Here is a 21,578-nt window from a genome sequence, read left to right as displayed (position 1 = left end):
CTGCTTCAGCCCGCGGCCGCTGGCGCCAACTCAGCTTGCCGCCTCAACAAGCGTCCGCGTATACGCATCGCGCGGCGCGCCCAGCACCCGATCCACCGGCCCTGCCTCCAGGATCGCGCCGTCCTTCATCACCATCACCTCGTGCGCCATGGCACGGATCACCTGCACGTCGTGGGTGATCAATAGATAACTCAGCTGCTTCTCCCGCTGCAGACGCTGCAGCAGGCGCAGCACCTGCTGCTGGATGGTGACGTCCAGCGCGCTGGTGGGCTCGTCGAGCACCAGCACCTGCGGGCGCACGATCAAGGCTCGGGCGATGGCCAGGCGCTGTCGCTGGCCACCCGAGAACTCGTGCGGGTAGCGTTGCAGCAGGCCGGGGAACTGGGCTTCGGTCAGCCCGACCTCCGACAGCGCGGCGACCACCGCCTCGCGGCGCTTCTCGGCCGGCATACCCGGCTCGTGCACCAGCAGGCCTTCGCCTACGATCTCCTCCACCGTCATGCGTGGCGACAGCGACGAGAACGGGTCCTGGAACACCACCTGCACCGCGCGCCGCAGCGGCCGGTCGGCACCGGTGCGTCCCTGCCACTGCCGGCCGACCACCTGCAAGTCGCCCCGATGCGGCATCAGGCCCAGAGCAGCCAGTGCCAGGGTGGACTTCCCCGAGCCCGACTCGCCGACCACCCCCAGCGTCCGCCCGGGCGGGAGCTCGAAATCGGCCCCGTGCACCGCGACATACTCGCCTTTGCGGAACCAGCCCTTGATGCCGGGAATGGGCGTGGGATAGGCCACCTGCAACTGGCGACCACGGATCACGGCCGGTGCGGAGGAATCCACCGGCTGCTCGACCACATCCCGCTGCGGCACGCTCTCGATCAGCTTGCGCGTGTACGAATGGCGCGGCGACTCGAAGACCTGCGCCACCCTGCCCTGCTCCACCAGGTGCCCGTTCTCCATCACCGCCACCCGGTCGGCGAACTTGCGCACGAGGTTGAGGTCGTGCGTGATGATCAGCACCGCCATGCCGGTCTGGCGCTGCAGGTCCGACAGCAGGTCCAGGATCTGCCCGCGCAGGGTGACGTCCAGTGCCGTGGTGGGCTCGTCGGCCAGCAGCAGGCGCGGCCGCGTGGCCAGCGCCATGGCGATCATGGCCCGCTGGCGCTGGCCGCCCGAGAGCTGGTGCGGGAAGGCGTGGGCGCGGCGCTCGGGCTCCGGGATGCCGGTGGCGGCCAGGGCCTGGACGGCGCCCTGCCAGGCCGCCTTGCGATCCAGCCCCTGCTTGAGCTCGATCACCTCGGCCACCTGGTCGCCCACCGTGTAGAGCGGGTTGAGCGCGGTCATGGGCTCCTGGAAGATCATGGCGATGTCGCTGCCGCGCACGCCCAGCATCTCGCGCTCGGACAGGGCCAGCAGGTCGCGTGAGCCGTGGGCGTCGTGCAGCAGTGCGCTGCCCGACAGCTCGGCGTTCTGCACCAGGCGCAGCAGCGACAGGGCCGTCACGGTCTTGCCCGAGCCCGATTCACCCACCAGGGCGAGCTTCTCGCCGGCGGCGATGTGGAAGTCCACGCCGTGCACCACCCGCTTGCCGCCGAAGGCGACGGTGAGCTGGCGCACGTCGAGCAGCGGCGCACGATTCATGCCGAGTTCTTCCGCGGATCGAGCGCGTCGCGCAGCGCGTCACCCATGAAGGTGAGCAGCAGCAAGGTGAGCGCCAGCACGCCGAAGGTGGACAGCGAGATCCACCAGGCGTCGATGTTGGCCTTGCCCTGGCTGAGCAATTCGCCCAGCGAAGGCGTGCCCGGCGGCACCCCCAGCCCCAGGAAGTCCAGCGAGGTGAGCGCCAGGATGGCGGCGCTCATGCGAAAGGGCAGGAAGGTGACCACCGGCGTCATGCTGTTGGGGAGGATGTGCTTGCTCATGATGCGCAGCTTGCCCACGCCCAGCGCCCGCGCGGCCCGCACGTAGTCCATCTGCCGGTTGCGCAGGAACTCGGCTCGCACATAGTCGGACAGGCCCATCCAGCCGAAGAGCGAGAGCAGGATCAGCAGCAGCGACACGCTGGGCGCGAAAACGGCGCTGAAGATGATCAGCAGGTACAGCTCCGGCATGGAGCCCCAGATCTCGATGAAGCGCTGGAAGGCCAGGTCCGTCTTGCCGCCGAGGAAGCCCTGGATGGCGCCGGTGATGACCCCCAGCACCACGCCGATGGCCGTGAGCGCCAGGCCGAACAGCACGCTGACCCGGAAGCCGTAGATCAGCTGCGCGAGCAGGTCGCGGCCGCGGTCGTCGCTGCCGAAGAAGTTTTCCTGCGAGGGCGCCGCGGGATTGGGTTGGCTCGCGAAATAGTTGAGGGTGCGCGGCCCGTAGGGGTTGGGCGGGTAGATGGCCCAGTTGTCGCCCCCCGTGATTCGGTCGCGGATGAAGGGGTCCAGGTAGTCCGCAGGCGTGGCGAAGTCACCGCCGAAGGTGCGCTCGGGGTAGTCGCGCACCAGGGGGAAGTAGAAGTGGCCCTCGTAGCGGACGATGAGCGGCTTGTCGTTGGACAGCACCTCGGCGAAGAGGCTCAGGATGACCATGGTGCTGAAAAGGATCAGGCTCACGAAGCCCAGGCGATTGCGGCGAAAGCGCTGCCAGGCCCGCCGCCCGGGCGAGACGGGCGGCGCCAACCGGGCGGGCGCGCCGGCCTCGGCCGGCAGGGGCGCGGCCTGGCCGTAGGCGCCCACCCGCGCGACGCGCGGCGGGTCGCCGCCGCCGGCGTTCATGCTGGAGGCAGCTGCTTGCGCGTGATTGGGCTCAGTCGAACTTGACACGCGGGTCCACCAGTACGTAGGACAAGTCGCTGATGAGCTTGGTCACCAGGCCGATCAGGGTGAAGAGGTAGAGCGTTCCCAGCACCACCGGGTAGTCGCGCCGGATGATGCTCTCGTAGCTCAGGAGCCCCAGGCCGTCGAGCGAGAACAGGGTCTCGATCAGCAACGAGCCGGTGAAGAACGCGCCGATGAAGGCCGCCGGAAAGCCGGTGATGATGGGAATGAGCGCGTTGCGAAAGACGTGCTTCCAGAGCACCCGCCGCTCGGCCAGGCCCTTCGCGCGGGCGGTCAGCACGTACTGCTTGCGGATTTCCTCCAGGAAGGCGTTCTTGGTCAGCATGGCCGTGACGGCGAAGCTGCCGAACACCATGGCCGTGACTGGCAGCGTGATGTGCCAGAGGTAGTCCACGATCTTGCCGCCCAGGCTCAGCTGCTCCCAGTTGGACGAGGTCAGCCCGCGCAGCGGAAACCACTGCAGCTGCCCGCCGAAGATGACCAGCAGCGCCACGCCCAACACGAAGCCCGGGATGGCGTAACCCACCAGCACGAAGAGCGTGGTGATGAAGTCGAAGCGCGTGCCGGCCCGCACGGCCTTGGCCACGCCCAGTGGCACGGCGATGAGGTAGCTGAGGAAGAAGGTCCACAAGCCCAGGCTGATGGACACCGGCAGCTTCTCCTTGACCAGCTGCCACACGTCCTTGTGCTGGTAGAAGCTCTTGCCCAGGTCGAAGCGCGCGAACTGCCCCAGCATCTGCAGGAAACGCTCGTGCGCGGGCTTGTCGAAGCCGTAGAGGGCGCGGATCTCGGCGATCCGCTGTTCGTCCACGCCCTGCCGGCCGCGGTAGCCCGCACCCGAGGCCGCGGCGGTTTCGCCGCCCGCGTCGCGGCCTTGGAGCTGCGCCACCATCTGCTCCACCGGCCCGCCGGGAACGAACTGCGTGACCATGAAGGTGACCAGCAGCACGCCCAGCAGCGTGGGGATCATCAGCAGCAGGCGCTTGAGGATGTAGCTGGCCATGGAGGAGCCCGATCAGCGGTTTTGTGGCGAGCCCCACCACGTGGACATGGCCCAGTTGTGGACATCGTAGTACGGCGGGATGGTGGCGGGCAGCTCGAAGCGCCGCGGACGGAAGCCCACCAGGAAATCACTCCCGTAGTACTGGGGGATGGAATAGTGGCCATGCGTGAGCACCCGGTCCAGGGCGCGCATGGCGGCGGACAGCTCCGGGCGCGTCTTGGCCGTGACCACCTTCTGCAGGATGGCATCGACCGCCGGGTCCGCGATGCCCCAGATGTTGGACGAGCCTTTGGTCTTCGCCGCCTCGGACCCCCAGCGCTCCAGCAGTTCCGTGCCCGGGGCCGTGCTGCCCGGAAGCCGCGTGGTGGTGAGCTCGAAGTCGAACTCGTCCATCTTCTGCTTGGCCAGGGAGAAGTCCACCGAGCGGTAGATCAGCTGGATGCCCAGCTTCTCCAGCGCCTTCTCGAAGGGCGTGACGATGCGCACCAGCGAGGGCTGGTCGGTGAGGAACTCGATGGTGAAGGGCTCGCCCTTCTCGTTGCGCAGGGCGCCGTCGCGGTAGGTCCAGCCGGCCTCGGCCAGGAGCTTCTGCGCCTGGCGCAGGTTGTCCCGCAGGCTGTGCGGCGGCTTGGTGCTCGGCGAGACGTAGGCCGGGCCGAACACCTCCGGTCGCAGCTTGTCGCGCAGCGGCTCCAGGATGGCGAGCTCGTCGGGCTTGGGCAGGCCCTCGGCGTGGAACTCGCTGTTCGGGAAGTAACCCTGCACGCGCTTGTACAGGTTGTAGAACAGCTGCCGGTTCATCCAGTCGAAGTCCATGGCCAGGCCCAGGGCCTTTCGCACGCGCACGTCCTGGAACTTCGGATGGCGCAGGTTGAACACGTAGCCCTGGAAGTCGCCGGGGTTCTGGTTCGGGAAGGGCCGCTTGGCGAGCTCGCCGGATTCGAAGGCCTTGCCCGTGTACTGCCGCGCCCAGTTGCGCGAGATGAACTCGCGCATGAAGTCGAATTCGCCGGCCTTCAGGCCCTCGAAGCGCGAGGTCTCGTCCAGGTAGATCTTGAAGGTGATGCGGTCGAAGTTGTAATGGCCGCGGCGCACGTTCAGGTCGGCCGCCCAGTAGTTCGGGTCGCGCACGTAGGTGATGTCGCGGCCCATGCGCGGGTCGGCGATGCGGTAGGGGCCGCTGGCGATCGGCACCTCCGAGACCACCTGGTCGAAAGGCTTGCCCTGTCCCCAGTCGCGGCTGAAGACCGGCATGCCGCCCACGATGAGGGGCAGCTCGCGGTTGGGGCTGGCGAAATCGAAGCGCACGGTGCGCTCGTCCAGCGCTTCCACACCCTTGACCTCGGCATAGATGGTGCGGAACTGCGGCGCCGCCTGCTTGCTGGTGAGGGTGCGGAACGAATGCACCACGTCCGCCGCAAGCACCGGCTTGCCGTTGTGGAAGCGCGCCTTGGGATTCAAGCGGAAGGTGGCCGAGAGGCCGTCCGGGGCGACGCTCACGTCCTCGGCCAGCAGGCCGTAGGCGGTGGTGGGCTCCTCGGAATTGCCGGTCAGCAGCGAGTCGAACATCAGCGTGGTGATGCCGTAAGGCGCCGTGCCCTTGAGCGTGAACGGGTTGAACTTGTCGAAGTTGGTGGGCCGCGTGGGCGGCACCATCCGGATCTCGCCGCCCTTGGGCGCATCCGGGTTGACGTAGCTGAAATGCGAGAAGCCCGGCGGGTACTTGACGTCGCCGAACTGGGCGTACGCATGGGCGGCCCAGGCGGGCACCGCCATGAGCGCCGCCAGCGCCAGCGCGGGCAGGACGAGCAGAAGTCGCATGCGACAATTCTGCCGAGTTTCTAACGGAGAGCGTTCCATGGGCTTCCTGTCTGGGAAGAAGTTTCTGATCACCGGGGTGTTGTCGAATCGCTCCATCGCCTACGGCATCGCGCGGGCGTGCCATGCGCAGGGAGCCGAGCTCGCGTTCAGCTACGTGGGCGAGCGCTTCCGGGATCGGATCACCGAATTCGCCGCGGAGTTCGATTCCAAGCTGGTTTTCGACTGCGACGTGGGCGATGACACGCAGATCGAGCGACTTTTTTCCGATCTGTCGGCCCATTGGCCGAAGTTCGACGGCTTCGTGCATGCCATCGGCTACGCGCCGCGCGAGGCCATCGCCGGCGATTTCCTGGACGGCCTCTCGCGCGAGGGCTTCAAGATCGCCCACGACATCAGCGCCTACAGCTTCCCGGCCATGGCCAAGGCTGCCCTGCCCTTTCTGAACGAGCGCTCGGCCCTGCTCACGCTCACCTACCTGGGCGCGATCCGCACGGTCCCCAACTACAACACCATGGGCCTGGCCAAGGCCTCGCTCGAAGCCTCGGTGCGCTACCTGGCCGAGTCGCTGGGTCCGCGCGGCATGCGCGTCAACGGCATCAGCGCCGGCCCCATCAAGACGCTGGCGGCCAGCGGCATCAAGGGCTTCGGCAAGATCCTGAACGTGGTGGCCGAAACCTCCCCCATCCGCCGCAACGTGACCATCGAGGACGTGGGCAACGTGGCCGCCTTCCTGCTGTCCGACCTGGCCGCGGGGGTCTCGGCCGAGATCACGTACGTGGATGGCGGCTTCAGCCAGGTGGTGGGCGGCATCGCCGAGCCGGCCTGACGGTCCATTCCCTCCCCCTCTGGGGGAGGGCTGGGGTGGGGGCTGCGCGCGCCGGAGACGCCGCTTCCCGCGCGGCCCCCATCCCGACCTTCCCCCAAAGGGGGAAGGAGCATCGATCCGCCTCTCTCGGGGAGCTCAGCTCTCCTCTTTCACGCAGTCCGCGTAGTAGCGCGCCTTGCCGTCCTCGCCGATTTCCTCGACCAGGCCGTGGATGTCGGTCTCGAAGCCCGGGCACTGCGCATTGAACTCGCGCGAGAACTTCAGGTAGTCCACGATCTTGCGGTTGAAGACCTCGCCGGGGATCAGCAGCGGAATGCCCGGCGGGTACGGTGTCACCAGGGACGTGGTGATGCGCCCTTCCAGCTCGTCGATCGGCACGCGCTCGGTGCGGCGGTGCGCGATGTGCGCGAAGGCGTCGCTGGGCTTCATGGCCGGCTTCAGGTCCGACAGGTACATCTCGGTGGTCAGGCGCGCGATGTCGTACTTGGCGTAGAGCTCGTGCACGTGCTGGCACAGGTCAGCCAGGCCCATGCGCTCGTAGCGCGGGTACACCTGGCAGAACTCCGGAAGGATGCGCCACATCGGCTGGTTGCGGGCGTAGTCGTCCTTGAACTGCTGCAGCGCCGTGAGCAGGGTGTTCCAGCGGCCCTTGGTGATGCCGATGGTGAACATGATGAAGAAGCTGTACAGGCCCGTCTTCTCCACGATGATCCCGTGCTCGGCCAGGAAGCGCGTGACGATGGAGGCCGGGATGCCGGTGCGCGCGAACTTGCCGTTCAGATCCAGGCCGGGCGTGACGATGGTGGACTTGATCGGGTCCAGCATGTTGAAGCCCTCGGCCAGCTTGCCGAAGCCGTGCCACTGGGCCGCGCGGGCCTCGCCCTTGATGATCCAGTCGTCGGCGCGGCCGATGCCCTCTTCCACCAGGCGGTCCGGTCCCCAGACCTTGAACCACCAGTCCTTGCCGTAGTCCTCGTCCACCTTGCGCATCGCGCGGCGGAAGTCGAGCGCCTCCAGGATGCTCTCCTCCACCAGCGCCGTGCCGCCGGGCGGCTCCATCATGGCGGCGGCCACGTCGCAGCTGGCGATGATGGAGTACTGCGGGCTGGTCGAGGTGTGCATCAGGTACGCCTCGTTGAACAGGTGCCGGTCCAGCTTGCGGTTCTGCGAGTCCTGCACCAGCACGTGGCTGGCCTGGCTGATGCCCGCCAGCAGCTTGTGCGTGGACTGCGTGGCGAAGGTCAGGCTTTCCTTGGGCCGTGCGCGTCGCTTGCCCATGGCGTGGTAGGAGCCATAGAAGGGATGGAAGGCCGCGTGCGGGAGCCAGGCTTCGTCGAAGTGCAGCGTGTCCACGTAGCCGTCGAGCATCGACTTGATGGTCTCGGTGTTGTAGAGGACGCCGTCGTAGGTGGACTGCGTGATGGTCATCACCCGCGGCTTGACGCTGTCCGCGTCCACGCCCTTGAGGAGCGGGTTGGCGCGGATCTTGGCCTTGATGGCCGCCGGTTCGAACTCGCTTTGCGGAATGGGCCCGATGATCCCGTAGTGGTTGCGCGTGGGCTTCATGAACACGGGAATGGCCCCGGTCATGATGATCGAGTGCAGGATGGACTTGTGGCAGTTGCGGTCCACCACCACGACGTCGCCTGGCGCCACGGTGTGGTGCCACACCATCTTGTTGGAGGTGGAGGTGCCGTTGGTCACGAAGAAGCAGTGGTCGGCGTTGAAGATCCGCGCCGCATTGCGCTCGCTGGCCGCCACGGGACCGGTGTGGTCCAGCAACTGGCCCAGCTCGTCCACCGCATTGCACACGTCCGCGCGCAGCATGTTCTCGCCGAAGAACTGGTGGAACATCTGCCCGATCGGGCTCTTGAGGAAGGCCACGCCGCCCGAGTGCCCCGGGCAGTGCCAGGAATAGGAGCCGTCCTCGGCGTAATCCAGCAGGGCCTTGAAGAAGGGCGGCTGCACGCCCTCCAGGTAGCTGCGGGCCTCGCGGATGATGTGCCGGGCCACGAACTCGGGCGTGTCCTCGAACATGTGGATGAAGCCGTGCAACTCCCGCAGGATGTCGTTGGGCATGTGGCGGGAGGTCTTGGTCTCGCCGTAGATGTAGATCGGCACGTCGCTGTTCTTGCGCCGCACCCCTTCGATGAAGCCACGCAGGTTCAGCACCGCCGGGCTGATGTCGGGGCCGTCCTTGAATTCCTCGTCGTCAATGGACAGGATGAACGCGCTGGCGCGGCTTTGCTGCTGCGCGAACTGGGCGAGGTCGCCGTAGCTGGTGACACCCAGCACCTCGAAGCCCTCGGCCTCGATGGCCTGGGCGAGCGCCCGGATGCCCAAGCCGGAGCTGTTCTCGGAGCGGTAGTCTTCGTCGATGATGACGATCGGGAAGCGGAATTTCATTCGGGAGGGGCCCCAGTAGGAACTGCCAGGGGGAAAAGAGGCGGCAACAGGGGGCGAAGTGTATGCAAATCGGCGCCGCCCCCGGGGACACTTCGCTTGGGCCGCCCCAACCATCGCAAGCCGCAGCGCTCGCGCCAAAAAGAAATGCGGGCCGTGGCCCGCATTTCATCACTGCTTCGAATCTCCCTGGCTGCTTCGCTACCGGCTGCCCGCCTTCGGATGAGGCTCCCGCCATGAGCGGGGTTTCTCGTTCTGTCGGGTCTGGCCCCGTGTGTTGCCGCTGTGCTGCATGGAACGTTCTCCCTCGTCGATAAGACGGAGGGATTATGTTTGGCGCCAGCTCAGGCTCGGCCTTAGGCATGTCAACTCTGACAGGTCACCTCGGCGACTCGGATGGGCAAGCGGCCGTCGCAGCCGGCCAACGCTTAGGAAAAACAGCGAACGGGACCCTCGCTCATCTGTGGGATGCTCGCGGCCGCGCAGATTTGCACCTTCTTGCTGCAGATGACGATTTCCCCCGGTTCCTGGTTCCATCGCGTCGCACGCCGCGCCTGGAGCGCGCTGTCGGAGCTGCCGCTCACCGTCTGGTTCATCCTGGCCGCCGGCCTGCTGCTGACGGCCTGGGCGGCCGTCCTGGCCCAGCAAGCGCAACAGGCCAAGGTGCAGGCGCGCTTCGAATCCCATGTGGACCGGCTGCAGGACGAGGTGCACCGGCGCGTCCTCCTGGCCGAGTACGGCCTGCGGGGCGCGCGCTCGGCCTTCGCCGTCAAGCCGGCGCTCGACCGCGAGGATTTCGCGCGCATGGTGCGCTCGCGCCACATGGTGCGCGAGTTCCCCGGCCTGCAGGCATTCGCTTTCGTGGAGCGGGTCCCCCGCGGCGAGCTGGACGCCTTCGTCCGGCGCGAGGAACGGCAGACCGGCGAACCCTTCCCCGTGCGCACCAGCGGCGATGCAGCCGACCTCCTCCTCGTGCGCTACGTCGAGCCGCTCGGCCCCAACCGGGCTGCACTGGGCCTGGACCTCGGCGCCGACCCGGTGCGGCGGCAGGCCTTCGAGCAGGCCGTCTCGCGCAATGCGGCCGTGATGTCCTCGCGGCTGGTCATCGCCCGGGACCCGGCCCGGAGCTTGGGCTGGCTCATGCTGCTGCCGGTGATGCGGCCCGGCGCCACGCCGGGATCGGAGGAACTGCTCGGCATGCTGGTGGCGCCCGTGCGGGCGAGCGAGCTGCTGGACGACATTGCGAGCTTTGCCGACTTCCTGGTGGACCTGCGGCTCTACGATGGAACGCCCGCCGAGGGTCGCCCCCTGTTCGACACCATGGAGACCCTGGACAGTGCGCAGGTGCAGGTGACGCCCGAGCGCTTCGCCGGCCGCCTCTTCATAGCGGAGCGCCGCATCCATGCCGGAGGCCGGCTCCTGACACTGCGCACCGCCAGCACGCCCGCCCTGGAGGACCGGATCCACGGCATCGCCCCTTCGGCGCTGATGCTGGCGATCCCGGGCACCCTGCTGACGCTGCTGCTGGCGTTCAGCGCCGGCATCGTCCTGCAGGGCCGGGCCCGGGCGGTGCGCATCGCGCACCACATGACCGCGGACCTGGCACAGGCCACGGCCGAACTGAACGAGAGCCACGAGCGGCTGCAGTCGAGCGAACGCATGATGCGGCTGGTCACCGACAACATTCCGGGCCGCATCCTCTACTGGGACCCGGACCTGCGCTGTGGCTTCGCGAACCGCGCGATGGCCGAGTCGCTCGGCCGCACGCCGCAGTCCATGCTCGGGCGGCACATGACCGAGCTGCTGCTTCCGGCCCGCCTGCAGGCCACGCTCGACCGGCTCCCGCAGGTCTTCGCCGGCGAGGCGCAGCATTTCGAGTTCCGCGACCAACTGCCCACCGGCGAGATGCAGACCAGCCTGGTCCACCTGGTGCCCAACTGGGTGGATGGGCAGGTGGTGGGCTTCTGCACGCTGGCCATGGACGTGACGGAGCTCTACCAGGCACGGGAGGCTGCGCTGCAGGCCAGCCAGGCCAAGAGCCGCTTCGTCGCCAACATGAGCCACGAGATCCGCACGCCCATGAATGCGGTGCTGGGCATGCTCCAGGTGATCAAGGACTCCTGGCTCACGCATTCACAGCGCGAGTGCCTGGACAAGGCCTACGGCGCGGGTCGCTCGCTGCTGGGGCTGGTGGACGACATCCTGGACTTCTCCAAGATCGAGGCCGGCCGCATGGTCCTGGACCCGCGCCCCTTCCGCGTGGCCGAGCTGGTCCGCGACCTGCAGGTGCTGCTGAGCACCACGCGGGGCGAACGCCAGCTGGACTTGCGCTTCGAGGTGGACGAGCAGTTGCCCGAGATCCTCCTGGCCGACGACATGCGACTGCGGCAGGTGCTGTCCAACCTGGGCAGCAACGCCATCAAGTTCACGCCTGCCGGCGAGGTGGTGCTGCGCATCGCCGTGCTGGCCCGGACCGCCACGCAGGTCCGGCTGGAGTTCTGCGTGCAGGACACCGGCATCGGCATCGCCGCCGAACACCTGCCGCGGCTGTTCCAGGATTTCGGCCAGGCCGAGTCCTCCACCACCCGCCGCTTCGGTGGCACGGGGCTGGGCCTGGCGATCTGCCGCAACCTGGTGGCCATGATGGGCGGCACGCTGGGCGTGGAAAGCCGGGAAGGCCGCGGCAGCCGCTTCCACTTTCAGCTCGATCTGCCGATCCCGGCAGACACGCCGGCCCTGCCGGAGGCTACGGACGCAGTCGAAGCGCAGCCGCTGGACGGCCTTCGCCTGCTGCTGGTGGAGGACAACGACACCAACCAGTTCGTCGCGCGCGCCTTGCTGGAGTCGCGCGGCGCGCAGGTGGAGATCGCGGTCGACGGCGTCGATGCCGTTGCCCGCCTGGCGCACGATTCGTCCTTCGACGCCGTGCTCATGGACCTGCAGATGCCGCGCATGGATGGCCTGGAGGCCACGAGCCGGATCCGTCGCCAGCTCGGCCTCACCACGCTGCCCATCATCGCCATGACCGCCAACGCCATGGACTCCGATCGCCTGGCCTGCCTGGAGGCAGGCATGGACGCGCACGTGGGCAAACCCTTCGAAATCGACGAGCTGGTGCGGGTGCTGCGCAGGCACATGGTCGTGCGAGCCGCGTCACCGGCCGCCACGTCCGCTCACTGAACGCGCGGGCCGCTCACGGGCACGGCGCTGCCCATGCGCAGCGCGACGCCGGTGCCGCGCAGGTAGGCCAGCAGCGTCGCGATGAAGGCCGTCACGCCCAGCATCTCGCAGGACTCCTCCACGGTCATGGCGATCATGTAGGGCACCAGCGTGCGATCGGGCGTGCCCGCCTCCTGGAACACCTGGCCGCCCACCATCTCCATGCCCAGCGCGCCGCCCACGTAGAGCGCACCCGCGGCGATGAAGCCCCAGCGAGTGCGGGCCGGCAGCGCGGCCAGGAACCGCAGGTAGGCGAAGGCGAACAGCAGCACGAGCGGAATGCCGGCGATCACCCAGGGAAAGCGCAGCCAGCCGGTGGTCTGGTAAACCTTCTGGATGGGGTTGATCAGCAGCTCGTGCAGGGCAGCGGCCTCGTCGATCCCCAATGCCAGCATCGCCAGCGCCAGGCCGGCCCAGTGCCACGAAAAGCGGCTGCGGCGATGCCGCTCGACCGTGGTCGCCCAGGCGCACAGCAGCGAGGCGGTCAGCAGCAGCAGCGTCGAGAACACCGTGGGGATGTTGTTCTCGGCGTCCATGTAGAACTTGTCGCGCGCCGGGAAGCGCCACTCCAGCAGATAGCTGGAGACGGCGAGCAGATGCAAGGCGAGCAGGACGACGAAGACCGCCACGATGATGCGAATGAGCATGCCGGGCGAGATCGCCACTTCGGGCGCGGTGCCGTGGACGGGCCAGGCCTTGGGCGCGCGGCGGGATGCGCCGGCCGGCGGGGAATCGAGGGGCTGCGATGCGTCCATCAGGCTGATCAGTATGGCCGGCACCCCGCCGGCCCGGGGATGAAACCGGGGTTAACGTGAATGCGAATGCCCGCCACGGCCCAGGGTCGCGGCGGGCATTGAATGGAAAGCGGCGCAGCGGATGCGCTCACACCGGCTCAGCGCCTCAGCGGTTGCCCATGGTGCGCTGGCTGTCATCCACGTTGGGCGCCGGCGTGATGTTGACGTTGGGGACGGTCACCGTCTTCTCCTTCGTGCTCACGTCCACGTCGGGCACCGTGATCTGCCGCTTCTCCTGAGTCACGTTCACTTCCGGCGTACGGACGTTGTACTCGGGCAGCTTCACATCGCCTTCCTGGGTCTTGGTGACTTCGTACTTCGGCAGCTCGAGGTTGCCGGACTCGGTCTTCTCCACGTCGCAGCCGGCCAGGCCCAGGGCAGCGGTGGCCATCAGGGCGGCGAGGGTCTTGGATGTCGTATTCATGGTGGAACTCCGTATTCGATTGCGATGACCGAATGGTGCCCACGGCCGGGAACTTTCCGTGTCGGACATGGTTCACGGCGTGCGCATCCGCATGCGCCGCGCGGCGGTGGCCGTGCACGCCGTCACGGTGTCCGTTTCATGAGACTCGGCCGTAGGGCGGACGGCCTGCCGGGCTGTCGGCGCCATCGCACAAAGGGGTTCCTCCCGGCATCCGACCCCCCACGCCAATCTCAGCAGCAGGCCACTGCCGACGCGAGCTGAAGCTCGCCGCCTACAAACTGCTCAGGAAGCCATCCCGAAGATCGCGCCCTGACGCGACAAACTTCACGGGGAAAGCTGATGCGTAGCATGACTGCCGCGACCCGACTGCTGTGTTTGCTGGCTGCCGCGCTCCTGCTGTCCTTGCCGGCCGCCTACAACGGCCTGCCGTTCATCTATCCGGACACCGCCACCTACATCCGGGGCGCGGAAATGGGGGTGCAAAAACTGGTGGGTGCAGAGCGGCTGCCCGCCTGGGTACCCGATGAGCGCGCGACGAAAGCGCCGGCCTCCGCGGCCGGTCAGCCCCTTTCACCGGCTGTCGACACCGACGACATCAAAGCCCAGGGCTCGGTGAGCTCGGTGGCGGACAAGGTGGTCCTGGCCGGGCGATCCGTCTACTACGGCATGCTGCTGTACGTCAGCTTCCTGGCGGGCAGCCTGTGGCTCACGGTCCTCGTGCACGGACTGTGCGCGGCCTATGTGCTGCACGTCCTGATGGTGCGCCTGTGGGGGCTGCGCGAGCGTACCTTCCTGGGGACCGTCGCCGCGCTCACGCTGCTCACGCCCCTGGGCGTGTTCACCGGCTTCCTCATGCCGGACATCTTCACGGGGCTGGTCATCCTGTGCACCGGCACGCTCACGGTGTACTGGACGCGGCTCTCGCGTCCCTCGCGCTGGATGCTGGGGGCCATCCTGCTGTTCGGACTGGCCAGCCATGCGAGCCACCTGCCCCTGGCTGCCGCGCTCCTGCTGCTGGCCTGGGGGGCGCGCCGCTTCGCGCACCGCCCCATCGCAACGCCCGCACTCGCGGTGGTGGCCGGCTGCCTCGTGGCCGCCCTGGCGGCAGAAGCCGCCTTCAACCTGGCCGTCACCCGCTTCGTCGGCGCGCCGCCGCTGCGGCTTCCGCACCTGACTGCGCGGCTGATCGACATGGGGCCCGGCACCGACTACCTGCGCAGCCGCTGCCCCACGGAACGCTGGGCGGCGTGCCGCTTCGTCGCCAACTACCCGACCCGGTGGGACGCCTTCCTGTTTTCGCCCGAGCCGTCCAAGGGTGCTTTCGCCCTGGCGGACAGTGCCACCAAGCGCCGCATGTCCGAAGAGCAGCTCGGCCTGGCCTGGGCAGTGTTCCGCCACGCCCCCGTCACGGTCGCGCGCGGCGTGGCGCAGGACGTGGTCCGGCAGGTCTTCCTCTTCGACGTCGACGTCGCGGGCTCGGGCACCGACCACCTGCCCATGTTCGTCGGCCGCATGCCGGACCGGCTGATCGAGGACATGCGCGCCATGCGCTTCTTCGACACCCATGCGGCGCACGAGTTCTGGAGCGCCACCACCTATGCCAGTACCTTCGCCGCCGTCGTGCTGCTGGCCGTGTTCGCGCGCCGGCGCGTGCCGCTGCAGAGCCCGGGCGAGGCCTCGTCGCAGGCCTTCACCACATTCACCCTCCTGGTTCTGGCCGGAGTGCTGCTCAACGCCGTGCTGTGCGCGACGCTGGCATCTCCGCTGGAACGCTTCCAGTCACGCGTCATCTGGCTCGTGCCGTGGATCGGCATGACCTGGCTGGCTTTGGCCTGGCAACACGGCGCACTGCGCCGGATCAAGAAGGCGCCCGTCGCCGCTCCCCTCTCCATTTCCTGAAGGATGCCCCGAATGAGCACCGAAGCCTTCTCGCAAGCCCCGCTTGCCCCGGCCGCCACCTGGCGCGACTACCTGCAGATGGCGCGGCTGGACCACATGACCAAGCATGTGTTCATCCTGCCTGGCCTGGTCCTGGCTTGGGTGCTGCGCAGTCCACCGCTGGAGGGCGCCTTGGCGCCCATTGCGCTGGGCTTCCTGAGCGCCGTGCTGATCGCCTCGGCCAACTACATCATCAACGAGTGGCTGGATCGCGAGTTCGATGCCTTCCACCCCGACAAGTCCAAGCGGCCGGCCGTCACGGCGGTCATGAGCCCGGGGCCGGTGTACGCCTTCTATGCGGCCTGCGCCATCGCCGGCCTGCTGCTCGCGTGGATGGTGGGGCCGGTGTTCTTCGCCACCAGCCTCCTCTTCTGGCTCTCGGGCGTGGTCTACAACGTCCGGCCACTGCGGTCCAAGGACAAGGCCTACCTGGACGTGCTGTCCGAGTCGCTCAACAACCCCATCCGCCTCATGCTGGGCTGGAGCATGATCGAGCACGCCAGCGTCGCGCCGGCCTCGCTCCTCGTCGCCTACTGGATGGGCGGCGCCTTCCTGATGGGTGCCAAGCGCCTGTCCGAGTACCGCGAGATCGCCGCCGGCCCGGGCGTCGGGGTGCTGCACCGCTACCGCCGCTCCTTCCAGCACTACACGGAGGAGCGCCTGACCATCTCCTGCTTCGTGTACGCGCTGCTGGCCACGCTGCTGATCGGCGTCTTCATGGTCAAGTACCGCATCGAGTTCGTGCTGGCGTGCCCCTTCATCATCGCCCTGTTCGCGCAGTACCTCGCCCTGTCCATGCGCAGCGGCTCGGTGGCCCAGAAACCCGAGAAGCTGTTCCGCGAGAAGCGCCTCATGGCCCTGGCCGGCACCACCGCCGTCGCGCTGCTTTTGCTGGGCCTGGTGGACATTCCCGCACTGCAGTCCTTCGCCGAACCCCACTACATCACGGTGCAGCGCTGATGGTGGACTGGGGCCGCATCGACCTGGTGGTCTTCGACGTGGACGGCACGCTGTACGCGCAGCAGCGCCTGCGCCGGGCCATGCTGCTGCAACTGCTGGCCGACGCCGTCCGCTGCCGCAGCCTGCGAACCCTGCGCCTGCTGCGCACCTTCCGCCACGTGCGCGAGGCGCTCGGCGACGAGGAAGCCACCGAGTTCCTCGCCCTGCAGTACCAGCGCACGGGCGAGCGCCTGGGCTGCGAGCCCGCGCACGTGCGCGCCGTGACCGAGGACTGGATGGAGCGGCGCCCCCTGCCCCTGCTGGCTGCCTGCCGCTACGCGCACGTGGACCGCCTGTTCGCGGGGCTTCGCCTTTCGGGCAAGCGGATCGCGATCTTCTCGGACCACCCGGCGCGTGCCAAGGTCGAGGCCCTGGGCCTGCACGCCGACATCGTGGTGAGTGCCACCGACGCCGACGTCGCGCGCCTCAAGCCCGATCCGGCCGGCCTGCACAAGGTGCTGGCCGAAGCCGGCGTGCCCGCCACGCGCGCACTCATGGTCGGCGACCGCATGGACCGGGACGCCGCGGCGGCACACCGGGCCGGCATGCTGGCGCTGATCCGGTCACGCAAGCCCCTGGCGGGCGTGCAGACCTTCCGCCGCTACGACGACCCCGTGTTCCAGCCGGTCCTTGCGCCGGCGCCCGCCTTCGCTCCCCAGGTGGCGCGGTGAGCTTTCGCGGGCTGTTGCGGCAGGGCGCCGGCTATGTGCTGACCGGCGGGCTCGCCGCCGTGGTGGACATCGGCGGCTTTCACCTGCTGTCGGCGCGCATGGACGGGGTGCTGGTTCCGGCCGTGCTCAGCTTCCTCGCGGCGGCGGTGGTCAACTACCTCCTCAGCTCGGTCTTCGTCTTCGGGCGCGACTGGCGCTCGGCGCGGCGGGCGGGGCTGTTCATCGTCTTCGCGAGCATCGGCCTGGCGATCAATGCGGGCAGCACCTGGCTGCTCGCCAGCAGCCTGCCGATCGCACCGACCTGGGCCAAGGTGGGCGGCGTGGGCATCGCCTTCGCCGCCAACTTCCTGATGAACGCCCTGATCGTCTTCCGCCCCTCGGGCACCGCGAAAGCATGAACGCCTGGCTCGCCGCGATCGAGGCGCAGGTCGGCGTCTTCTTCGCGGTGGAGCTCCTGCTGGCCGCCGGCGTGCTGGCGCTCGCCTTCGCGGCGCCCCGCCTGGGCGAAGCGACCTTCGCGCGGATCGAGCGCGCATGCACCCACCACCTTTCGAGCCCGCTGCGGCAGGTGCTGGCCGTCGGCCTGCTCGCCCTGGTGCTGCGGGCCCTCCTGCTGCCCTGGCTGGGGCCCTCGCAGTCCGTGGTGCATGACGAGCAGAGCCTGCTGCTGCAGGCGCAGACGCAGCTGCTCGGTCGCCTGGCCATGCCGGTCCATCCCTTCTGGGAGCACTTCGAGACCTTCCACGTCAACCAGCTGCCGGCCTATGCCTCGGTGTACTTCCCCGGTCGCAGCCTGCCCCTGGCCTTCGGCCTGCTCATCGCGGGCGATGCCTGGGTGGGCGCCTGGGCCAGCACCGTGCTCATGGCCATGGCGGCGGTCTGGATGCTGCAGGGATGGGTCAGCCTGCCCCTTGCGCTGCTCGGCGGCGTGCTGGTGGTGATGCGCTTCGGTGTCTTCAGCTACTGGGTCAACAGCTACTGGGGCGGCAGCTTCAGCGCGCTGGGTGCCATGCTGGTCGTAGGCGCCCTGCCCCGGCTGCTGCAGCGCCCGGGCTGGGGACCGGGCGCGGTCTTCGGCCTCGGCGCCGCCATCCTCGCGACCACGCGCCCCTATGAAGGCCTGCTGCTGTGCGTGCCCGCCGCGGCCTGGCTCGTGCTGCAACTGCTGCGCCCCGCCGCTTTCGGCTGGCGTGCCGGCGCGGCTCGCGCCGCCATTCCGGCCCTGGCCTGCGTGGCGGCCGCGGGCGCACTGCTGCTGGCGCACAACGCCGCCACCACGGGCGGCGCGAGCAAGACCGCCTACGAGGTGAACCGATGGCAATACGCGCAGGCGCCCGCCTTCCTGCACCAGCCGCCGGTGGATTCCGCGCGCCGCGGCCCGCCGCACATGCGCGCCTTCTATGCCGAGGAGGCGCGCCCGCATGCGCGCCGCGCCTCCCTGGCCGGGCTCGGCAGCAACCTGGCCGCCAAGCTGTTCCACACCTGGGCGTTCTACGTCGGGGCGCTGTTGACGGTGTTCGCCGGCGTAGGCCTGTGGGCCCTGCGACGCGAGCGGTACGTGCTGCCGGCGCTGGCGGTGTTCGTCGCGGGCTACCTGCCGCTGACCTGGAATTTCCCGCACTACGCGGCCCCGGCCATGCCGCTCATGCTGATCGTGGTGATGCGCGGCGCCGAGCGCCTGCGCGCCTGGTCCTGGCGCGGCCGGCCGGCGGGCGCCTTCCTCACGCGCGCCGTGCCCGTGGCGATGCTCGCCTCGCTGGCGCTGCCGGCTGCCTCGGTCGTGGTCGGCGTTCCCGCGCTGGAGGCCAGCCGCACGCGGGTGTGCTGCGCCATCCATCCCCGGGGCCTGAAGGACGAGCTGCGGGCCCGCCTGCTCTCCGAGGAAGGACGCCACCTCGTGCTGGTTCGCTCCGGCCCCCACAACCCGGTGCATTACGAGCTGGTCTACAACGAACCCGAGATCGACCGCGCGCGCATCGTCTGGGCCCGCCGCCTGGACCCGCAGCGCGACGCCGCGCTGATGGCGCACTTCGCCGGCCGCAAGGTGTGGGACTTCGACTGGCGGCCCGACCTGCCAGAGGCCCACGCCCTGGTGCCGGTGGCCACGGCGAATTCGCCCACGATCCGACGCCCAGGTGATCAGTAGGCCTCGGCGCTGAGCTCGGCGCTGGATCGGGCCGCTTCGACGTCGCCGCCCGCGGGCACGCCAGCGTCATGCAGCGCAGACGTCGAAATGGCCGCATCGACCGGGTGCGGCAGTTCCAGCCCCGGACCGCTGCGCGCCTCGACGCGGATGAGAGGCGACAGCGAATTCACGCGCCCGAAGATCGTCGCGAACGCCACGTCGGCTGCATCGCGGCCTGTGCCGAAGCGCATGAAGCCCAGCGGAATGCCGGTGCCGGAGGCGTCGAAGATGTACCAGCGGTCCCCGAGGAAGGCCTCCACGTAGGCGTGGAAGTCGGGCGGCCCGAGCGCGACGTCGGCGCCGTAGTCGGTGCCGGTGGCCATGCGGCAAGGGATGTTCACCGCGCGGCACAGGGCGATCATCAGGTGCGTGAAGTCGCGGCACACACCCACCTGGTCCAGCAGCGTGTCCAGCGCCGAGGTGCTCGCCGTGCTGGTGTTCGAGGCAAAGGTCGTGCGCTGCTGCACCCACTGCTGGATCGCCACCACCCGGCTGTAGCCCGGAGGCATGCCGCCGAACTCGCGCGCGGCCAGGCGCAGCAGCCGGTCCGCCTGGCAGTAGCGGCTGGGATACAGGTAAGGCATCAGGTCGAGCGGCAGCTCGCGGACCGGCACCTCCCGCAGCGAGGCGGGATCGCACCGGTGGTGGTCGATGTCCACCGTCGCGGCGTACGACAGCGTCAGCGGCCCCGGCTGCGCGTGGACGCGCATGAAGCGCGTCGCCGTCGCATCGGTGTGGAACTGCGGCTGGAGCGGCTGGCTGAGCGAAAGCTGTTCGTGCCGCACGAACTGCTGGCCGGTGCGGGCCGCGTGGATGTTGAAGATGAAGTCCGCGCCGGCGTCGTCGAGGATTTCGTATTCCAGCTGCAGTTCGAGGTCGAGGCGGATCATGGTGCCGCCGATCATGCCCATCGGTACGCAATGCGGTGTAGGAGGCAGCCGCCGCCCGGTGACTGGGATCGTGCCTATCCGGCGTGCGCGATTTCGCCGCCTCGACCGGCACGGCGCCGGGCGCCGTGCCGGGCCGGGCCGGGCCGGGCCGGAATCCTCAGGGGCGCTGCCGGGGCGGCACGCGCGATTCCAGGGGCGGGGGCGTGTAGGCCGCGTCGAAGCTGCAGCCGGCGCCGAACTTCGGCTCGAAGGCAGGACAGGCAGCGGCGATGGCGGCCGGCGTGGGCTTGACGCCTTCATCCACCCAGCGCAGCAGCGCCGCCATCAGCGCGGGATAGGTGGGGTCGCTGATGTAGCTGTGGGTGCCCTTGGTGGTGAAGGTCTGCACCAGGTTGGCGCCCTGCCCTGCTGCGTCCATGAGCTGCCGGAAGTGGTGGTGGACCTCGACGAACACCGTGGGGTCGCCGATCCAGTGCGCGGTGAGCACCGGCACCGGGATGCGGCCCGTCGGGTCCGTGTCCTGCGAGAACTTGCGGTAGGCCGCCGGGTCCGCGGCCATGCGCACCACGCCGCGGTTCAGCGCCTCGTCGTCGCTGGAGCCGCGGTAGCGCACGCCCATGTTGCCGAAGGGGCTGGCGCCGCCCGTGCGCTGGCTGCTGATGTCCCGGAAGTGGAAGGTGGCCCAGTTCAGGTGCGAGACCAGGCTGCTGGCCGGCACGCGGATCACGTTTTCCAGCGTGCGCACCTTGGCCTGCTGCTCGGGCGTGCGCTGCGCGGCGGGCTTGTCCAGGGCCAGGCACTCGTCCACGCGCTTGCGCAGGTCGGCCGGCGTCATGGGATCACCCACCGGCAAGCCGATGTTCAGCGGATAGGCCGTCTCGCTGGGGCGCGGGTGGTTGTTGCACAGGTACTGGTACACCGCGCGCAGGTCGGTGCGGAAGTCGTAGGTGCGGGTGCCGCCCGCCAGCAGCCCGCTGGTCAGCAGCACGGCGTCGTAGGGACGCTCGCCGAGGCTCTGCTGCGTGTACATCTCCGCGGCCTTGGCCGCGACGCCACCGCCCCAGGACTGGCCGTGCAGGATGGTGCGCTTGGGCTTGCCCACGTGCGCCAGGAAGATGCGGCGAAGGCGCTCGGTGTCCTCGGCAGCAGCGCGCACTTCCACGCCGCCCTGCCGGAAACTGGAGCCCGCGTAGGCATAGCCGGCCTTGACCATGATGGCCCAGCGGGTGAGGTCCTCCTGCGCCCGCTTCATGGTGGCGGGGCCGAGCGAGGGGCCGCCGTGCGCGTGCAGCACGAGGTGGCCGTTCCAGTCGGCCGGCTTGGCGATGAGGTAGTAGGCCCCCTGCGAGTCCTTGCCCCCCAGGCAGGTGGCCGTGGCGGGCACTTCGGCCGGGCAGGCCGTGGGCGTGGGTGCGGCCTCCGCGCGCGCGAAGGCGGCGGGTGGGGTGGGCGTGCTGCCGCAGCCGGCCAGCAGGGTGATGGCGCCTGCGAGGGCGCCGGCCGTGGTCCAGCGGACCGTGTTCTTTTCCATGGCGTGTCTCCGAGTAGTCGCGCCGGCATTCTGGTGGCCCCCCGTGCAG

At 69.0% G+C, this 21,578-nt stretch carries 16 protein-coding genes; 7 read left to right on the top strand and 9 right to left on the bottom strand.

All coding sequences use genetic code 11. The features are described from left to right. Nucleotides 1-30 precede the first annotated feature (30 nt). Genes EZ242_RS04060 through EZ242_RS04045 form a run of 4 tightly spaced genes read right to left on the bottom strand, consistent with a single transcriptional unit; the run spans nucleotide 31 to nucleotide 5,649 of the window. Nucleotides 31-1,638, bottom strand: coding sequence for an ABC transporter ATP-binding protein (locus EZ242_RS04060; protein ID WP_135283813.1), 1,608 nt, complete (start codon nucleotides 1,636-1,638; stop codon nucleotides 31-33). Continuing rightward, nucleotides 1,635-2,762 carry an ABC transporter permease gene (locus EZ242_RS04055; RefSeq protein ID WP_135283812.1) on the bottom strand — a complete coding sequence of 376 codons (1,128 nt, stop codon included), beginning with the start codon at nucleotides 2,760-2,762 and terminating at the stop codon, nucleotides 1,635-1,637. Before EZ242_RS04055 ends, EZ242_RS04060 begins: the two co-directional genes overlap by 4 nt. A 31-nt stretch (nucleotides 2,763-2,793) precedes the next feature. Then, nucleotides 2,794-3,828, bottom strand: a complete 1,035-nt coding sequence (locus tag EZ242_RS04050) for a microcin C ABC transporter permease YejB (protein WP_135283811.1) — start codon at nucleotides 3,826-3,828, stop codon at nucleotides 2,794-2,796. 12 nt (nucleotides 3,829-3,840) lie between these two features. Further along, complete coding sequence (locus EZ242_RS04045) at nucleotides 3,841-5,649, bottom strand: extracellular solute-binding protein (protein WP_135283810.1); 1,809 nt, start codon at nucleotides 5,647-5,649, stop codon at nucleotides 3,841-3,843. A gap of 37 nt (nucleotides 5,650-5,686) precedes the next feature. Here EZ242_RS04045 and fabI point away from each other — a divergent pair, with 37 nt between their 5' ends. After that, nucleotides 5,687-6,475, top strand: a complete 789-nt coding sequence (fabI, locus tag EZ242_RS04040) for an enoyl-ACP reductase FabI (RefSeq protein ID WP_135283809.1) — start codon at nucleotides 5,687-5,689, stop codon at nucleotides 6,473-6,475. A 135-nt stretch (nucleotides 6,476-6,610) separates the two neighbouring features. Here the strand turns inward: fabI and EZ242_RS04035 are convergent, their stop codons facing one another. After that, entirely contained in the window at nucleotides 6,611-8,881 is a 2,271-nt protein-coding gene (locus EZ242_RS04035; RefSeq protein ID WP_135283808.1) for an arginine/lysine/ornithine decarboxylase, read from the bottom strand. A gap of 504 nt (nucleotides 8,882-9,385) precedes the next feature. Here EZ242_RS04035 and EZ242_RS04030 point away from each other — a divergent pair. Further along, nucleotides 9,386-12,058, top strand: a complete 2,673-nt coding sequence (locus EZ242_RS04030) for a CHASE domain-containing protein (protein WP_167784632.1) — start codon at nucleotides 9,386-9,388, stop codon at nucleotides 12,056-12,058. Here the strand turns inward: EZ242_RS04030 and EZ242_RS04025 are convergent. Continuing rightward, a complete protein-coding gene (locus EZ242_RS04025) occupies nucleotides 12,052-12,852 on the bottom strand; it encodes a hypothetical protein (RefSeq protein WP_135283806.1) in 801 nt (266 codons plus the stop codon). The genes EZ242_RS04030 and EZ242_RS04025 overlap by 7 nt on opposite strands. Nucleotides 12,853-12,997: 145 nt before the next feature. Further along, nucleotides 12,998-13,315 carry a hypothetical protein gene (locus EZ242_RS04020; RefSeq protein ID WP_135283805.1) on the bottom strand — a complete coding sequence of 106 codons (318 nt, stop codon included), beginning with the start codon at nucleotides 13,313-13,315 and terminating at the stop codon, nucleotides 12,998-13,000. Between the two features lie 348 nt (nucleotides 13,316-13,663). On the opposite strand from EZ242_RS04020, the gene EZ242_RS04015 reads away from it, so the two are divergent. Genes EZ242_RS04015 through EZ242_RS03995 form a run of 5 tightly spaced genes read left to right on the top strand, consistent with a single transcriptional unit; the run spans nucleotide 13,664 to nucleotide 19,069 of the window. Then, nucleotides 13,664-15,214 (top strand): hypothetical protein, encoded by a 1,551-nt coding sequence (locus EZ242_RS04015; protein WP_135283804.1) that lies wholly within the window; start codon nucleotides 13,664-13,666, stop codon nucleotides 15,212-15,214. A gap of 12 nt (nucleotides 15,215-15,226) precedes the next feature. Next, the gene (locus tag EZ242_RS04010) at nucleotides 15,227-16,213 is read left to right on the top strand and encodes a UbiA prenyltransferase family protein (protein ID WP_135283803.1); all 987 of its coding nucleotides are present in this window, start codon (nucleotides 15,227-15,229) and stop codon (nucleotides 16,211-16,213) included. After that, nucleotides 16,213-16,923: an HAD family hydrolase gene (locus tag EZ242_RS04005; protein ID WP_135283802.1), complete on the top strand. Its 711-nt coding sequence runs from the start codon at nucleotides 16,213-16,215 to the stop codon at nucleotides 16,921-16,923. Before EZ242_RS04010 ends, EZ242_RS04005 begins: the two co-directional genes overlap by 1 nt. Beyond that, a complete protein-coding gene (locus tag EZ242_RS04000) occupies nucleotides 16,920-17,321 on the top strand; it encodes a GtrA family protein (RefSeq protein WP_135283801.1) in 402 nt (133 codons plus the stop codon). The genes EZ242_RS04005 and EZ242_RS04000 overlap by 4 nt, the downstream gene beginning before the upstream one ends. Then, nucleotides 17,318-19,069: a hypothetical protein gene (locus EZ242_RS03995; RefSeq protein ID WP_135283800.1), complete on the top strand. Its 1,752-nt coding sequence runs from the start codon at nucleotides 17,318-17,320 to the stop codon at nucleotides 19,067-19,069. Before EZ242_RS04000 ends, EZ242_RS03995 begins: the two co-directional genes overlap by 4 nt. Here the strand turns inward: EZ242_RS03995 and EZ242_RS03990 are convergent. Both EZ242_RS03990 and EZ242_RS03985 read right to left on the bottom strand, forming a co-directional pair. Then, nucleotides 19,063-19,998 carry a transglutaminase-like domain-containing protein gene (locus tag EZ242_RS03990; protein WP_135283799.1) on the bottom strand — a complete coding sequence of 312 codons (936 nt, stop codon included), beginning with the start codon at nucleotides 19,996-19,998 and terminating at the stop codon, nucleotides 19,063-19,065. The two genes, EZ242_RS03995 and EZ242_RS03990, sit on opposite strands and share 7 nt — an antisense overlap. A gap of 157 nt (nucleotides 19,999-20,155) precedes the next feature. Next, nucleotides 20,156-21,529 (bottom strand): alpha/beta hydrolase, encoded by a 1,374-nt coding sequence (locus EZ242_RS03985; protein WP_135283798.1) that lies wholly within the window; start codon nucleotides 21,527-21,529, stop codon nucleotides 20,156-20,158. Nucleotides 21,530-21,578: the final 49 nt, after the last annotated feature.

Origin of the sequence: Ramlibacter rhizophilus (genome assembly GCF_004681965.1) — a bacterium.
In the GTDB taxonomy this organism is placed as follows: domain Bacteria; phylum Pseudomonadota; class Gammaproteobacteria; order Burkholderiales; family Burkholderiaceae_C; genus Ramlibacter; species Ramlibacter rhizophilus.
The sequence above is the reverse complement of the archived record's forward strand: the minus strand, read 5'-3'. Positions and strand labels throughout refer to the sequence as shown.

Coding starts and splice junctions, on each gene's coding strand:
- EZ242_RS04045 (WP_135283810.1), bottom strand. CDS start 5,649: ATGCGACTTCTGCTCGTCCTGCCCGCGCTGGCGCTGGCGGCGCTCATG.
- EZ242_RS04020 (WP_135283805.1), bottom strand. CDS start 13,315: ATGAATACGACATCCAAGACCCTCGCCGCCCTGATGGCCACCGCTGCC.
- EZ242_RS04060 (WP_135283813.1), bottom strand. CDS start 1,638: ATGAATCGTGCGCCGCTGCTCGACGTGCGCCAGCTCACCGTCGCCTTC.
- EZ242_RS03990 (WP_135283799.1), bottom strand. CDS start 19,998: ATGATCCGCCTCGACCTCGAACTGCAGCTGGAATACGAAATCCTCGAC.
- fabI (WP_135283809.1), top strand. CDS start 5,687: ATGGGCTTCCTGTCTGGGAAGAAGTTTCTGATCACCGGGGTGTTGTCG.
- EZ242_RS04005 (WP_135283802.1), top strand. CDS start 16,213: ATGGTGGACTGGGGCCGCATCGACCTGGTGGTCTTCGACGTGGACGGC.
- EZ242_RS04055 (WP_135283812.1), bottom strand. CDS start 2,762: ATGAACGCCGGCGGCGGCGACCCGCCGCGCGTCGCGCGGGTGGGCGCC.
- EZ242_RS04050 (WP_135283811.1), bottom strand. CDS start 3,828: ATGGCCAGCTACATCCTCAAGCGCCTGCTGCTGATGATCCCCACGCTG.
- EZ242_RS04015 (WP_135283804.1), top strand. CDS start 13,664: ATGACTGCCGCGACCCGACTGCTGTGTTTGCTGGCTGCCGCGCTCCTG.
- EZ242_RS04035 (WP_135283808.1), bottom strand. CDS start 8,881: ATGAAATTCCGCTTCCCGATCGTCATCATCGACGAAGACTACCGCTCC.
- EZ242_RS04010 (WP_135283803.1), top strand. CDS start 15,227: ATGAGCACCGAAGCCTTCTCGCAAGCCCCGCTTGCCCCGGCCGCCACC.
- EZ242_RS03995 (WP_135283800.1), top strand. CDS start 17,318: ATGAACGCCTGGCTCGCCGCGATCGAGGCGCAGGTCGGCGTCTTCTTC.
- EZ242_RS04025 (WP_135283806.1), bottom strand. CDS start 12,852: ATGGACGCATCGCAGCCCCTCGATTCCCCGCCGGCCGGCGCATCCCGC.
- EZ242_RS04030 (WP_167784632.1), top strand. CDS start 9,386: ATGACGATTTCCCCCGGTTCCTGGTTCCATCGCGTCGCACGCCGCGCC.
- EZ242_RS03985 (WP_135283798.1), bottom strand. CDS start 21,529: ATGGAAAAGAACACGGTCCGCTGGACCACGGCCGGCGCCCTCGCAGGC.